At 63.4% G+C, this 14,887-nt stretch carries 14 protein-coding genes; 2 read left to right on the forward strand and 12 right to left on the reverse strand.

The window, feature by feature from the left end; genetic code table 11:
* Position 1: 1 nt before the first annotated feature.
* The 7 genes from ACSQ76_RS14020 to ACSQ76_RS14050 form a co-directional block, all read right to left on the reverse strand.
* A complete protein-coding gene (locus ACSQ76_RS14020) occupies positions 2-967 on the reverse strand; it encodes a LysR family transcriptional regulator (protein ID WP_437157069.1) in 966 nt (321 codons plus the stop codon).
* A 10-nt stretch (positions 968-977) separates the two neighbouring features.
* A complete protein-coding gene (gene phaR, locus ACSQ76_RS14025) occupies positions 978-1,556 on the reverse strand; it encodes a polyhydroxyalkanoate synthesis repressor PhaR (RefSeq protein WP_437157070.1) in 579 nt (192 codons plus the stop codon).
* Between the two features lie 97 nt (positions 1,557-1,653).
* The gene (locus tag ACSQ76_RS14030; RefSeq protein WP_437157071.1) at positions 1,654-2,604 is read right to left on the reverse strand and encodes a hypothetical protein; all 951 of its coding nucleotides are present in this window, start codon (positions 2,602-2,604) and stop codon (positions 1,654-1,656) included.
* A gap of 255 nt (positions 2,605-2,859) precedes the next feature.
* Positions 2,860-3,567: a L,D-transpeptidase gene (locus ACSQ76_RS14035; protein WP_437157072.1), complete on the reverse strand. Its 708-nt coding sequence runs from the start codon at positions 3,565-3,567 to the stop codon at positions 2,860-2,862.
* Positions 3,568-4,145: 578 nt separating this feature from the next.
* A complete protein-coding gene (locus ACSQ76_RS14040; RefSeq protein WP_437157073.1) occupies positions 4,146-4,340 on the reverse strand; it encodes a hypothetical protein in 195 nt (64 codons plus the stop codon).
* A 487-nt stretch (positions 4,341-4,827) separates the two neighbouring features.
* Entirely contained in the window at positions 4,828-5,286 is a 459-nt protein-coding gene (locus ACSQ76_RS14045) for a phasin family protein (RefSeq protein WP_306128993.1), read from the reverse strand.
* A gap of 160 nt (positions 5,287-5,446) precedes the next feature.
* Positions 5,447-7,255, reverse strand: a complete 1,809-nt coding sequence (locus ACSQ76_RS14050; RefSeq protein ID WP_437157074.1) for a PHA/PHB synthase family protein — start codon at positions 7,253-7,255, stop codon at positions 5,447-5,449.
* 159 nt (positions 7,256-7,414) lie between these two features.
* On the opposite strand from ACSQ76_RS14050, the gene phaZ reads away from it, so the two are divergent.
* Positions 7,415-8,713, forward strand: coding sequence for a polyhydroxyalkanoate depolymerase (gene phaZ / locus ACSQ76_RS14055; RefSeq protein ID WP_306128995.1), 1,299 nt, complete (start codon positions 7,415-7,417; stop codon positions 8,711-8,713).
* A gap of 338 nt (positions 8,714-9,051) precedes the next feature.
* On the opposite strand, the gene ACSQ76_RS14060 is transcribed toward phaZ, so the two are convergent.
* The 5 genes from ACSQ76_RS14060 to ACSQ76_RS14080 all read right to left on the reverse strand — a co-directional run bounded on the left by ACSQ76_RS14060 (position 9,052) and on the right by ACSQ76_RS14080 (position 12,521).
* Positions 9,052-9,780, reverse strand: a complete 729-nt coding sequence (locus tag ACSQ76_RS14060; protein WP_306128996.1) for an alpha/beta fold hydrolase — start codon at positions 9,778-9,780, stop codon at positions 9,052-9,054.
* A gap of 122 nt (positions 9,781-9,902) precedes the next feature.
* The gene (locus ACSQ76_RS14065) at positions 9,903-10,655 is read right to left on the reverse strand and encodes an alpha/beta fold hydrolase (RefSeq protein ID WP_437157075.1); all 753 of its coding nucleotides are present in this window, start codon (positions 10,653-10,655) and stop codon (positions 9,903-9,905) included.
* A gap of 71 nt (positions 10,656-10,726) precedes the next feature.
* The gene (locus ACSQ76_RS14070) at positions 10,727-10,906 is read right to left on the reverse strand and encodes a hypothetical protein (RefSeq protein ID WP_437157076.1); all 180 of its coding nucleotides are present in this window, start codon (positions 10,904-10,906) and stop codon (positions 10,727-10,729) included.
* Between the two features lie 164 nt (positions 10,907-11,070).
* Positions 11,071-12,204, reverse strand: coding sequence for an MFS transporter (locus ACSQ76_RS14075; protein ID WP_437157077.1), 1,134 nt, complete (start codon positions 12,202-12,204; stop codon positions 11,071-11,073).
* A 131-nt stretch (positions 12,205-12,335) separates the two neighbouring features.
* Entirely contained in the window at positions 12,336-12,521 is a 186-nt protein-coding gene (locus ACSQ76_RS14080; protein ID WP_306129000.1) for a hypothetical protein, read from the reverse strand.
* Between the two features lie 318 nt (positions 12,522-12,839).
* On the opposite strand from ACSQ76_RS14080, the gene thrS reads away from it, so the two are divergent.
* A complete protein-coding gene (gene thrS, locus ACSQ76_RS14085; RefSeq protein ID WP_437157078.1) occupies positions 12,840-14,819 on the forward strand; it encodes a threonine--tRNA ligase in 1,980 nt (659 codons plus the stop codon).
* Positions 14,820-14,887 lie beyond the last annotated feature (68 nt).

Here is a 14,887-nt window from a genome sequence, read left to right on the forward strand (position 1 = left end):
GCTAGAGCAGGTCGAGCTGATCGCGCAGAAACGGATACTCGGCCAGCGCCGGGGTGACGATCGTGTCACGCAGGATCGGGCGCAGGGTTTCGGCCAGCTGGGCCGGCAGGTCCTGCAGGATGTGCTTGCGCGCGGTCAGGCTGATCGTGCGGGTCAGCGGCTCGAACGGGAGCGGCATCACGTCGATCTGGTCGGCAAAGCGGCGGGCGCGCATCAGTGCGAGCGGCGGCAGGATGGTCCATCCGGTCCCCTGCCCCACCAGCGCGAGGATGGCGTGGTAGCTGTCGAGCTCGAAGCGGTGTGGCAGGCTGAGTTTCTGCCGGGCGAGATGGGCCGAGAGCAGCCGACCCATGTAATGGCGCTGTGTGTACTGAATGAGCGGCAGGCGCTTGAGTTGGCGCAGCACGTCGCCGTCCGGCTTGATCCGGGCCCTGGGGGCGGCCACGACGAAGCCCTCGCGCAGCAAGGGATGGACCTCGGCCCAGTCGTCGCCCGCGTTGAGCTCGGCGGCCACGATCATGTCGAGCGTGCGGCTTTCCAGAAGATCGTAGAGGTAATGGCTGGCACCGGTTTCCAACAGGAACTGGCTGGTCTTGAGCTCGGCAGCCACGTGGGTGAGGAGCTGCGGCGTCACGTCGGCCTCGAAATCCTCGATCATGCCGAGCCGGAAACGGGTGAGCATCGACATGTCGGACATTGCGAGTTCCGCGCGGGCCTGTGCGGCCTCGTTCAGGATGACCTGGGCGCGGCGTTTCAGGATCTCGCCGGCGGGGGTCAGGCGGATGGGGCGCGCGTTGCGCTGCAGCAAGGTCGCACCGACCGCGCCCTCGAGGTTGGTGAGTTGCTGGCTGACCGCCGAGGGGCTGGCACCCAAGCGCTTGGCGGCGGCGGAGATCGAGCGTTCGTCGGCCGCGGCCATGAACACCTCGATCCCCCACAGGGTGATGCGGCCGGGGCTGTCGACCATGCGGGCGCCCCTACTTGCTGAGCTTGGACAGCTTGTCCTGCAGGTCGGCCAGTTGCTTCTTGATGTCGTCGAGACCTTCGTCGCCGGTGTCGCTCTTGGCGGGCGCACCCTCTTCGGGCGCCTTGCCGGTCATGCCGGGAACGCCGCCGCCGGTCATGGCCTTGAGGAACGCCTCCTGCTGGGCGCGGATCGTGTCCATCCCGGGCATCTGGTTGAAGGATTTGGCCAGCGGGTTCGCCTTGGCCATGTTTTCCATCATCTGGGACTGACCCTGTTGCAGCATCTCGAAGCTGGCGGCCAGAAAATCCGGCACCATCGAGGTGGCCTGGGTGGTGTAGCTGCGCACGAGATCGGTGAGGACGTTGATCGGCAGCACGTTCTCGCCACGGCTTTCGTGTTCGGCAATGATCTGGAGCAGGTATTGCCGGGTGAGGTCGTCGCCCGATTTGAGGTCGATGATCTGCACCTCGCGACCCCCGCGTATGAACTCGGAAATATCCTCGAGCGTCACGTAATCCGATGTCTCGGTGTTATACAGCCGGCGGCTGGCATACCGTTTGATAAGGAGCGGTTTTTCATCTTCGGCCACGTGTGTCCTCCCCGGAATGCGTGCACTGCAGCAAAGCCTATGCCAGTGCAGAACAAAAAGAAAGAGCGTGTGGTGGGGGCCGCCCTCGCGCGGCGGGTCATTCGCTTTGCAGCATGGCCTGCCAAAGGCGATTTATTGCGGGCAGTGTTTCGAGGGCATGCCGGCCTGCGTCATCGGGCGTCAGACCGTGCGACGGGACATGCGCCTCGATTCCCGGAGCAACGTCGATTATGGCGCGGCAATAGCGCCCTTTCCAATGATCAAAACACGCAAGCGAATTGATTTGCTCGGGCGCTTCAAAGGGTTCGGCACCTTCGCCCTGTCCCCAGGGCACGCGGCTCTTGCCTTCCAGTTGAAGCGTGAAATCGCGTGTCCGATGCCGTTCGCACCAGGCTGTATTTGCAATATCGGGGCGGCTAGCGCACCACGTGGTGAATTCCTCCGCGAAACTGGTGATGCTTGAAAATTGCATCGAAACCAGGACCAGATCATCGGCTGGCGCCTGGTTGATACCTTCCGCTAACCAGCTGGTCACACAGACCCGGCTTTGATCTTTGCAGAAATGCCTGATCGTCAATCCCGGGCTTACCGGGAAGGTCACGGAATGTGCGCCGAAATTCGCGCTGAGTGTCTGGCTTCGGAACGCCTTTCGGGCTGCTATTTTGGCGGCTTCTTCGGCTTCCCGGTGACGTTCAAGCTGATACGCCGTCAATCCGCAGAGCGCGGCGGGAACCGCCATCGTCGCACAGACCGCAAGGGTGCGTGTCGTGCTTTTTGTCCGGAGCCGCGCCACTTGAGCGCCAAGCAGGATGCCCAGGCCCAACAGGAAAACCAGCACCATAAACAAGATCGCGAACACGAGGGTTACGGCCGTCATGGCGGCGGTAGTGGATTGGCCGAATTCCCAGATCGCGAAGGCCACAACACCCGCCACGATCATTAGCCTCGCGCCACGTCGGGGCGCACCGGGCTTGTGGGGGATCAAGCCGTTCGCGACGCCCAGGTAAAAAGCTGCGAGGAGGAATCCGAATGCGAACAGGTGTGTCATGCGAGCCTTCTGATCGGCAATCGCGTCAACACCAAGACTGGAATACGGTCAATCTTTTGCAATCCGCGGGAACGGGTAGGCCGAGCAATCTGCCCTGCCCCCGGATGACCGTTTCATACCGGACGCCGGACGCGCCGAAAGCGCGGCGCGTCGTCGGATGACAGGCGGCGTCGGGTTCAGTCCTCGGGATTCGACAGGGCGCCCGTCAGCCGCTCATTTATGCGGGATGCAGGACTCGCGCGGACGCCCTGGCGCTTACTGGCTGCCTTCATACTCGGCCTTGCGCCGCGCCTCTTCGGCGACATAGGCATAGACGCTTTCCGGATCGACAGGTTTCGGCACCATTTCGCCGCCCCGGTTGGCCGTCTCGACACCTTCCGCAGCGACGGATTGTTCGTAGCTGCGGACAACGACCGGAGCGCCGACCGAGACGCGTGCGTGAAGGTCGATGATGTCCTGGTTGAAGAGACGGATGCACCCGGCGCTGCCCTGGTTGCCGATCGTGGCCGGGTCGTTCGTGCCGTGGATGCGGTAATAGGTGTCGCGGCCGCCCCGGTAGAGGTAAAGCGCGCGAGCGCCCAGCGGGCTGGCCTTGCCGCCCGGGATGCCCTTGGCGAATGGCGCGTAGGCCTCGGGGTCGGAGCGGATCATGTTGGCGGTGGGCGTCCAGCCCGGCCATTCCGCCTTGCGCCCGATCGTGGCGCGCCCGCTGAAGCCGCGCCCTTCGCGGCCGACGGCGACGGGGTAGCGGATGGCGTTCTGGCTGTCCTGGACGTAGTAGAGGAACTTGGCGTAGGGATCGACGACGATGGTGCCGGGGGCTTCCTGGCCGTTGTATTCCACAGATGTCCGGCGGTTCGGCTCGCGCAGGTATTGCGGGTCGATGGCGTCGATGGTGAGGTGGCCTTCCTGCATCTCGCTATACTCGGGGTATGTCGACCCGCCGGGTAGGTCCGAAGGCATCGTTCCCGCGCAGGCCGCGAGAAGAAGGCTGCACGCCAGGAGAACGAGGTTTCTTGCTGCGGCAAAGGGCATGTGTCCGTCCGATGAGTCGTTGAAATCACCGGCCACCTTAAAGCGCTGCCATCTGATGGCAATCGCTCGGTCCCGCGAGTGTGGTTGTGCGGTCACAAGTGCATGTCCACCGTAGGCCGATAGCCGCCAATTGTACGTGTGGTAGCGGAGGTCCTGAGTGACCCCTTGATTGCCACACTCATAAAGCGCCCGCGCGGACCAAGGGCGAAGTCCGCCGCGCATCGCCGGGCCGTTCCGTCACGCCAGAGGCGTGCCGACTATAGTTGGCGCACCTTTGGTGCGACGGCACGGCGATTTGGCAGGGGAAGTGCCACGCTCTCGGGTTGGAAGTGCCTGGCAGGCATAAATGCCCATCACCCTCGTCGGTTCACCGCGCCACGGCCCGTCGATGCGCGTCTCCTCGGGATATTACATCCGCTTCGTCCCGCATTTGCGGCCTTCATGCACCTTGCGGAGAAAGCCTGGTGCGAGCGCATGTGAGACACTGGCATCGAGCCCGCAGCCGGTTAACAGCCGCGAAGCGGCCCGGCCATCGTCAGCCCCTCCCTTGGGCTGGCGATTTGGCTGAGGCTGGGCGCACCGATCATTCCGAGGATGTATTTGGCAGGCATAAAGCGCTTCAGAATTGCCGTCGGATCGCCACCCCAGGGGCTGACGCTCGCCTGTGTCGTGAACGGCAGCAAAACCTGCATATCGGCCATTCATTATCATCGCAGCGAATATACGGTGCGAACCCTTTTTGCCATAGTCACGAAGCGCCCGCGCGGACCAAGGGCGAAGCCCGCCGCGCATCGCCGGGCCGTCCCCCGGCACGGCGATTTGGCAGGTAACGTGCCACGCGCTGAGGTTGGATGTGCTTGGCTGGCATGAATTGCCCGTCACCATCGCCGGGTCGCCGCACCACGGCCCGTCGATACGCGTCTCCTCAGCGTCAGACATTAACGGCAGCAATGTCCCGCATAGCCGAGGCTCAAGTGGCCTTGCCCGAACGGCGGCTCTGAGCGCAACCCGCTACGTCAAGCAGGGACCCAGGCGGACCCGCGTGACAGCTGACAGCGCGCCGGCAGGCCCGGCCCTCTCCGACAGGGATACGAAAAAAGGGCGAGCCGGTGAGGCTCGCCCTTCGCTGTTCCGGGCCAGAAAGGGAGGAAGTTGGCCCGTACTCGGTAAACCGGTGACCGGCTGCGATTACTTGGCAGCGGTGGTCGAGGCTTTCTTGGCCGCGGCGGTCACGTCGTCGGTGGCTTTCTTGACGGCCTTGGTGGCGTCTTCCTGAAAGTCTTTTCCAGCAGCCATCATCAGCTCGACCGTGTCCATCTGGACCTTCTTCGCGATCTCGGCGAAGGCGGCCATGTGCTCGGCAGCCGATTCAGCATTGGCCGACGCGAAGTCGGTCATGGCCTTGGCATAGTCTGCCGGCTCGGATTTCGCCTTGGTGACGTCCTGCAGCTTGGTCAGGGTGTCCTGGGTCCACTTGCCCGACAACTCGGCCGATTTGGTGGCGGCCTCGAGGGCGACGCCCGACATCTTCTCGCTCAGCGCGGCCTGGTTCTTGAACGCTTCTTCCATCGCCTTGGTGTCGACGGGGAATGCGCCCATCATGTCTTTCATCATCGCGTTGAAGTCTTGTGCTTGTGCTTTTGCCATGGGTACGGCTCCTTAATGTTCGGTTTCGGTCGTGTTCTGTTTGCCAGCGGCTGACCCGCTGTTTGCATCTGCAGCATATATAGACGCTGCAATGCAGCATTGCAACCCCTCTTGCTGCGCTGCAGCAAAACCTTCATGTAACCGAAAAAGGTATTTCGCGTCAGGAGTTTGCCTTGCGCAGCACGTAGGTTCCGGGCGCCGGGCCGAGGCTGGGATGCTCGAAATCACCGGGGTCGCGGGCCTTTACCTTGGTGCCCGAGCGCTTGCGCAGCCACGATTCCCACATCGTCCACCACGAGCCTTCGCGCTCTGTCGCGCCTTCCAGCCACTCTTCGGGCGTGGGCGGCAGATCCTTGTTCATGTAATAGCCGTACTTCTTTTTCGACGGCGGATTGACGATGCCGGCAATGTGGCCGGACTCGGACACGATGAAGCTGCGGTCTTTCGAACCGGTCTGCATGAAGCCGCGGTAGCAGTCGCGCCACGCGGCGATGTGATCGCTCTCGCAGGTCACCGCCATGATCGGCACGGTCACGTCGCTGATATGCACGGTTTCGCCGCAGACTTTCATGCCCTTGTCGGCGAAGGCGTTGGCCTGGCAGAGGTCGCGCAGGTACTGCCTGGTCATGGCGGCGGGCAGGTTGGCGCCGTCGCCGTTCCAGTAGAGCAGGTCGAAGGCGGGGGGCGTTTCGCCCATCATGTAGCTGCGGATCGCGGGCTTGTAGATCAGGTCGTTCGAGCGCAGGAAGGACATGGTGCGCCCCATGATGAAGGACCGCAGAACTCCCTGCTCTTCGACTTCCTTTTCGATGCCGTCGACGAAATCGTCCTGCAGGAAGGGCACGAACTCTCCCTGCTCGCCAAAGTCGGTGAGCGCGGTGAAGAAGGTGGCGGACTTGACGGAGGTATCGCCCCTCTTGGCCATCAGCGCCAGGGTCAGGTGCAGCGTGGTGCCGGCGATGCAATAGCCCACGGCATTGACCTGTTTCTCGCCGGTGATCGCCTTGGCCTCGCGGATGGCGGTGAGGAAACCTTCCTCGATATAGTCGTCGATCCGCACGTCACGGTAGGACGCGTCGGGATTGACCCAGGAGGCGACGAAGAGCGTGTAACCCTGATCGGTGATCCACTTGATCAGGCTGTTTTCCTGCTTGAGATCGAGGATGTAGTACTTGTTGATCCAGGGCGGGAAGATCACCAGCGGCGTCTTGTGGACCTGCGCGGTTGTGGGGGCGTACTGGATCAGTTCCATCAGGCGGTTGCGGTACACAACCTCGCCCTCGGTCACGGCGACGTTCTCGCCCAGTTTGAACGCTCCTTCATCTGCGAGGCGCACGACCATCTCGCCATTGTTGGCCTCAAGATCCGACACCAGGTTTTCCAGCCCCTTTACCAGGCTTTCGCCCTCGGTTTCGATCGCGCGTTCCAGCGCGTCGGGGTTGGTGCCGAGAAAATTGGTCGGGCTCATCATGTCGACGATCTGGCTCGCGAAGTAGTTCAGGCGCTTGCGATCCTTGGGATCGAGGTCGTCGGCCTCGGCCACGGCCTTTTCCACCGCCTGCTTGTTGAGGGCGTATTGCTGCTTCACGAGGCGGAAATAGGGGTGCGTCTTCCACAGGGGATTCGTGAAGCGCTTGTCGCCCTCCAGCAGGTCGGGATCGTCCTCGGCGGCGTCGGCGGGGGGCTGGCCCTGCAACAGCGCCTGCTGCGCTTCCATGAAATGGCGTACGGACTTGCCCCAGTATTCCAGTTGCTGTTCGTAGATCTTGCCGGGGTTTTCCATCAGCGCCTGCCAGTACGAGGCCGCTGCACGTGCATAAAGATCCTGTCCCGGACCGTTCAGTTCAGGCATCGGTGGGTTGCGGTGGCTTAGCGCCTGAACGAGCCTTTGTGACAAGGCTTCGACCTTTGCGAGATTTTCGTTCATCCGCTCCAGATTTTTTTCGTCAGCGGTGTCGGGCGTTGCCATTTCTACGAAATCCTCTAATCTTTCTGCCATGCAGCATGGCGCGGAATGCGTGCGTCTGGTAAGCACAGCGCAACGTCAGCCCGCCTATACTGGCCGCGCAGGCCCGTGGGACTGCGACGAATGGAACCAACTCGGCGGTTTGCGCCGAAGGAGCAAGTAATGCGGTACATGGCCACCTACGACCTGATGGAAACCATGCGAAACACCAACCAGTGGTTGGGCGCGACGGCGTTTTCCATGGCATCTTACCCCATCTTCGCGCTGACCCCAAACCCCGCGTTTCAATGGCTGGCCGCCTGGGGCGAGGTGACCGAGCGCACCTTTCAGCGGATGGTGGCGAAACCCGACTGGGGGATCGAATCGATCACCGGCGAGGACGGGCGCGACCACCTGATCAGCATTGAGACGGTGGTGGAAAAGCCGTTTGGCGACCTCATCCACTTCAACGTGCAGGGACGCGACGAGATGGACCGCCGCGTTCTGCTGGTGGCGCCGATGTCCGGGCATTACGCGACCCTGTTGCGCTCGACCGTGAAGTCGCTGCTGCCGGATTGCGAGGTCTACGTGACCGACTGGCACAACGCCCGCGACATCCCCGTCAGCGAAGGCAAGTTCGATGTCGAGGATTATACGCTTTACCTGGTGGAATTCATGCGGGAGCTTGGCCATGACCTGCACGTCATTGCCGTCTGCCAGCCCGCGCCGCTGACACTCGCGGCGACGGCCTACCTCGCCGAGCAGGACCCCGATGCGCAGCCCCGTTCGCTGACGCTGATCGGCGGGCCGATCGACCCTGACGCGACACCGACCGAGGTGACGGATTTCGGCCACAGCGTGACGATGGGCCAGCTGGAAGGCACCATGATCCAGCGCGTCGGGTTCAAGTACAAGGGCGTAGGGCGCAAGGTCTATCCGGGGCTGTTGCAACTGGCGTCGTTCATGTCGATGAATGCCGAGCGTCACAGCCAGGCGTTCCTGAATCAGATCAGCCGCGTGGCGCAGGGCGAGGCGAGCGACCGCGACCCGCACAACAAGTTCTACGACGAATACCTTGCCGTGATGGACATGCCGGCGGAGTTCTACCTGTCGACGGTCGAGCGGATCTTCAAGGCGGGCGAGATCGCCAGGAACGAATTCGTCGTCGATGGCCACAAGGTGGATATCGGCGCGATCAGCAAGGTCGCGGTAAAGACGGTTGAGGGCGGCAAGGACGACATCTCGGCGCCCGGGCAATGCGTGGCGGCGCTGGACCTGCTGACCGGACTGCCCGACGACATGAAGGCCAGCCACCTGGAGCCCGAGGCGGGCCATTACGGCATCTTCGCGGGCCGGTCGTGGCGCAACAACATCCGGCCCCTGGTGCTGGACTTCATCGACGCCAATTCCGAGGACCCGGCGGCGCGCAGCCGCACGAAGTCGCGCAAGGACAAGAAGAAGGCCAAGATCGCGGCGGAGTGAGGGGTGCGCCTTGGGCGGAGAGATCCCGGATCAGGTCCGGGATGACGCCCGTCTTTGTCCACGCGCGGAACAAAGGCGCGGCAAGGCCGCGCCGCAGCGCGATCGCCAGACCGCCCTCGGGCTGGCGATTGGGCGACGTAAGTGCCTCACACCGAGATTTTGCGGAGATGGCTACCATAAAGTGCCTTGAACGCCGGGCGATTCGCCATCCCGCGGTCTGGCAATCGCGCGGCCAAGTCAAACAAACGTCATCCCGGACTTGATCCGGGATCTCGCGCTCAGAAGGATCCTTGGGTCGAGCCCAAGGATGACAGGCTGAGTTGCCAGGTTGACCCGCCCTACCCCGCCTCCACCCGCCTGTGCAGAACCAGGGGCTGTTTCAGCCAGACGCGCAGCGCGGCCGTCACGGCCTCGGGCGACTCAAGCGTCGGCAGGTGGCCGGCCTCCTGCACCAGCGCAAGCTCGGCATTGGGGATGAGACCGGCCATGAACTCGTGCCGCTTTACCGGCGTGAGGGTGTCATGCACGCCGCACATCACCAGCGTCGGGACGTGGATCTTGCGCAGCGTCGCCTGGTAGTCGCGGCGCCGCTGCAGGGCGCGGACCTGGCGGGTGATCGCCTCGGGGCCGAGGTTCTCGGCCATCTTGGTCACCATGTGCAGGATCGAGGTGCGGTCTGCATTGGGTGCCAGGTGTTCGGGGCGCAGGAGCGCCGCCACGGCCTGATCGGTGAAGCCCGCGCGCAACTTGGTCACGATGGGTTCGTAATTGGCGGCCGATTGCGGCGTCTCGGCCAGCGAGTTCGTGTCCATCAGGCAGAGCCTTGTCACCCGGTCGGGCGCGCGGCGCACGATTTCCAGCGCCACGATGCCGCCCATCGACAGCCCCGCCAGCGCGAAGCGGCGCGGAAGATGGTCGAGCAGGCCCGAAGCGATTTCCTCGACCCGGTCGCCGTGGGAGATGGGCGCGACGGTGACAGGCAAATCGGGGCTGAGCGCCGCGATCTGGGGGCCGAACAGACGTGCGTCACACATCATGCCCGGCAGAAACACCAAGGGGTCCTTCATTGCTGCTTTCCTTAGCCTGCCCGCGCGCTTTGCGCTGTTTTATGAAGGTGATTCTGCCACAGGCGCGGCGGAAAACCAAGGAAAGTTGCGCAGGCTACGGCAATCCGCCGATCCGGCGACGCTCACCCGATGCGCTCGAGCACGTCTTCGATGGAGCGTGTCATGAGGGCGAGGCAGTCCGGGTCGGAAAAGCGGTGATCGGCGCCGTCCACGAGGGTCAGGCGCATGTCGCGGCCCTTGGCATGATCCAGCAGACGTAGCGCCACCGACATGTCCACGTCCGCGTCCGCCGTGCCTTGCAGGTAGCGCACCGGGAAGGGCAGCTTGAGCTCCGAGCGCAGGACGAGGTTGTCACGCCCTTCCTCGATCAGGCGATGGGTGATGATGTAGGGCTCATCATACTCGCTGGGCAGGGCGAGACGGCCCTTGGCCTTGAGTTCGGCGCGCTGCGCCTCGGTAAAGCCTGCCCACATGCTGTCTTCGGTGAAATCCGGCGCGGCGGCGATCGTGACGAGGCCCGCGATGCGGTCGGGGATGGCGCGGGCCATGAGCAGGGCAATCCAGCCGCCCATGGAGGAGCCGACGAGGATTTGCGGGCCGTCGGTCAGCTCTTCGATCGCGGCCTGTGCATCCGCCGCCCAGTCGCCGATGCAGCCGTCTGTGAATGCTTCGCTGCTTTTTCCATGTCCGGAGTAGTCGAACCGCAGAAAGGCGCGGCTCGTGCGCTTGGCCCAGTCTTCGAGATGGAGGGCCTTGGTGCCTTCCATGTCGGACTTGAAGCCGCCGAGAAAGACCACGCCCGGCCCGTCCCCGTCGGTCTTGTTATAGGCCAGACGCCGCCCTTGCGGCGAGGTCAGCATCTTGGTCTCTGACATCTTGGGTTCCCTTTCGAGGTTTGAAGGGAACCTGTCACCCAAAGGGCGGCGTTTCAAGCCGCCAGCGGTGGTCAGAGAATGGAGCCTATCTTGCGCTCGATGCGGTCGAGCGTGTATTCCCGCTCCTGCCCCGGTTTGTCGGGGACCGCGCTGGCCGGGAAGCCGAAATAGGTGTTTCCCGCCGCTTGATCGGGATCGTCCGCATCCCCCGCGTCATCGGAGGCGTCGGTGCTGGTATCGAGACGTGCCATTTAATCTACCGTTTTCTTTGTCCGCGTCTGCGACCCGTGGGGCCGTGCAACAAAGTTAGCATTTCATCCGGAAATGAAAAATCTCTTTATGTCACAATATGTTACAGTGAACACACGCATGCGGGCGAATACAGCGCGATACAATTGTATACGGCGGTATGCAGTCAGGTGACATCGCGAAGGCCCAGCGCGGTCAGCCCGCCCAGGGCCGACATGGCCGCGAAGCCGATCAGCGCGGCGTTGGGACCGACCCAGCTGAGCGCACCGCCGAAGGCGCCGGCCAGCAGCAGAATGATCCCGATGGCGAGGTTGGCGACGGCGGAATTTACCGTGCGGCGATCCTCGGGCGAGATGTCGACGAGGTAGGTGGAGCGCGCCTGCCGCACGCCGTGATAGGCGACCATCAGAACGAAGAGCACGCCGGGGATGATGGCGGTGGTCTGCGCCCATCCGGCAAGGTTGGCGGCCACACCCGCAGCCATGGCCAGCGCGCCCAAAAGACCCGCCGCCAGAAGCATCAGGCGGCTGGACCGGTCGGCCAGCCAGCCCCAGACGTAGGAACTGACGAAGCCCGCCGCCGAGGAAGCCACGAGCAGCGCGCCAAGGGTGCGCAGGTTGTCCGTCTCTTCGTTGCCTTGCGTTGTCATCACGGCCAGGAAAGGTGGCGCCAGCGCGGTGGCGGTCAGCAGGCCGCGCACGAGGATGAAGCGGCGCAGGTTCGCGTCCTCGCGGATCACATCGCGGAAACGGTGCAGGCCGGTGTCCTTTTGCGGAGTGCTGTCGTCTTCGTCGAGGGTCGAGAAGATGACGGCGGCGGTGATCCAGAGGCAGGCCGCGAGGGCGATGGCGGCGATCACGGCGGTCCTGGACTGGATGAGGCCCGCCAGCATCAGCCCGGCAAAGACCAGCACGGCGATGGACGCCACCGAGCCCGCCGAGCCGGTAACCGCGCCGCGCTTGGTCTGGCCGACGGTCTTGCCCAGAATGTCCTTGTAGGAGACAGAGCAGGCCGCGCGAAAGAGCGCCAGCGTGGCCAGCAGCACGCAGATGGCAAGGCCCGCGGCCCAACCTTGCAGGAAGAGGGCCGAGGCGGCGATGCCGGCGGCCATGGCCCCCTGCCCCGCGCTGCCTACGACCCACATCCAGCGTCGCTGTTTGCGGTGTTCGAGCCACGGCGCGAGCAGGACCTGCGGCAAGAGCGCGCCGGCCTCGCGCAAGGGCACCAGTAGCGCGACAAGGCTGCCCGGCGCGCCGAGAACGCCCAGGAGCCAGCTGAGCACCAGCTTGGGGTCGATCAAGCCATCGGCAATTTTGGTGAGGCTGAGAGAAAGATATGCCGAAGCCCGTTGCGGGCCTCGGCCTTGTCACTTTCCTGTCCTGTCAGTCGTTCGAATGCGGCTTGCACTGCGCACCTTGTCGTTGAGGCGGGTTAGCCTCCGACATAGGGCGCGGACTTGGGACGGTAAAAGATTTTCTGGTTGTGCAGGCGACCCAGCAGGTCGTGAATGCGGCGCGTCACCGGCTCGGGCTGGTGCGCCTTCGACTGGTGCAGGGCGCTTTCGATCAATTCCATGTCTTCGACCGAAAGTTCGAAATGTTCGTTAAAGCGGCTCATGACGTTTTGCTCCTTCGCTGTGCTGCAGTCGGCGATAACTAAAACGGAATGTACGTTTCGTTTTTCTTATATAGGGAATCGCAGCGAGTCGTAAAGTGTGATTTTTCTCATATTCTTGGTGTGTTGCGGCTCATGTCGCCGCAATGCGGCGCGGCGGAAAAGCATACATTTGCACACCGAATCCCCTGCTGCACGGCCATTCAGGCCCAGGATTCGCGAGGTTTACTTGACTTGCTCGCGCGCGCAGGCCACAAGCCGCGCAGACCATAACTTGCAACCGGGCGTTCCGTGGGCGCCAAACTGACGAGGAGGCCAGACATGGCTCAGATCTCCCTTACCCTTCCCGATGGCAATGCGCGACAATACGACGCCGGAGTGACCCCGGCCGAGGTGGCCGCTGATATCTCGACCTCGCTGGCGAAGAAGGCGATTTCGGCCCATGTGGACGGCAAGCACTGGGACCTGGCCTGGCCCATCGAGCAGGATGCCGAGATTGCCATCAACACGATGAAGGACGAGGAAGCCGCCAACGAGCTTGTGCGCCACGACCTTGCCCACATCATGGCCCGCGCGGTGCAGGAGATCTGGCCCGACACGAAAGTCACCATCGGGCCGGTGATCGAGAATGGCTGGTATTACGATTTCGATCGGTCCGAGCCGTTCACCCCCGAGGACCTGGGCGCGATCGAGAAGAAGATGCGCGAGATCATCAACCTGCGCGATCCTGTCCGCACCGAGGTGTGGGAACGCGACCGCGCCGTGCAGCACTACAAGGACAATAATGAGCCCTACAAGGTGGAGCTGATCGACGCCATTCCGGGCGACGAGCCGTTGCGGATGTACTGGCATGGCGACTGGCAGGACCTGTGCCGGGGTCCGCATTTGCAGCACACCGGACAGGTGCCGGCGGATGCGTTCAAGCTGATGTCCATCGCGGGGGCCTATTGGCGCGGGGATTCCAGCCGGCAGATGTTGCAGCGGATCTATGGCGTGGCCTTCACCGGCAAGGAAAAGCTGAAGGCGTATCTGAATTTCCTGGAAGAGGCCGAGAAACGCGACCACCGCAAGCTGGGCCGCGAGATGAGCCTGTTTCACATGCAGGAAGAGGCGCCCGGCCAGGTGTTCTGGCACCCCAATGGCTGGACGATCTATACCCAGTTGCAGGATTACATGCGCCGCAAGCAGCGCGCGGGCGGCTACCGCGAGATCAACACGCCGCAGGTCGTGGACCGAAAGCTGTGGGAGAAATCCGGCCACTGGGACAAGTACCAGCACCATATGTTCCTGGTTGAAGTGGACGAAAGCCGCGACGGAGAGGATGACGACGCGGGCGTCAAGAACAAGGACCAGACGCGGATCAACGCGCTGAAGCCGATGAACTGCCCCTGCCACGTGCAGGTGTTCAACCAGGGTCTGAAATCCTATCGCGACCTGCCCCTGCGGCTGGCCGAATTCGGGTCTTGCGCCAGGTTCGAGCCGTCGGGCGCGCTGCACGGGATCATGCGGGTGCGCGGATTCACCCAGGACGACGCGCATATCTTCTGCACCGAGGAGCAGATCCAGGAGGAATGCGCGCGGTTCATCGACTTTCTCGCGGATGTCTACCGCGAGCTGGGCTTTCCCGAATTCGAGATCCGCTTTGCCACGCGCCCCGAAAAGCGCGTGGGCAGCGACGAGTCCTGGGACTACGTCGAGGGCGCGCTGGAGAACGCGATCAAGGCGGTGGGGCGTGAGTATACGCTGGAGCCGGGGGATGGTGCGTTCTACGGGCCGAAGCTGGACTTTTATCTGACCGACGCGATTGGCCGGGTCTGGCAGTGCGGCACGTTCCAGGTGGACCCCAACCTGCCCGAGCGCCTGGACGCGACGTATATCGGCGCGGATGGCGAGAAGCACCGGCCCTTCATGCTGCACCGCGCCTGCCTTGGGTCGTTCGAGCGGTTCGTCGGCATCCTGATCGAGAACTGGGAAGGCAAGCTGCCCTTCTGGCTGGCCCCGCGTCAGGTGGTCGTGGCCTCGATCGTGTCGGAGGCGAACGAGTACGTGCTGGACGTGGTCGAGCAGCTGAAGGCGGCGGGCGTGCGGGCCGAGGCCGACCTGCGCAACGAGAAGATCAACTACAAGGTCCGCGAACATTCGGTGGGCAAGGTGCCGGTGATCCTGGCCGTGGGCATGCGCGAGGTCGAGGAAAAGACCGTGTCGGTGCGCCGCCTGGGCGAAAAGCAGACCAGCGTTCAGAGCCTCGAGGAGGTCACGGCATCGCTGGCCAAGGACGCGACGCCGCCGGATCTGGGCTGACAGGTCAATTCAAGGAAAACCCGCCCCGGCCTCCGAGCCGGGGCCTCCCGCAACAAGAGGCCCCGGGT

This window comes from Roseovarius sp. B08, from assembly GCF_051417955.1.
Lineage (GTDB): Bacteria > Pseudomonadota > Alphaproteobacteria > Rhodobacterales > Rhodobacteraceae > Roseovarius.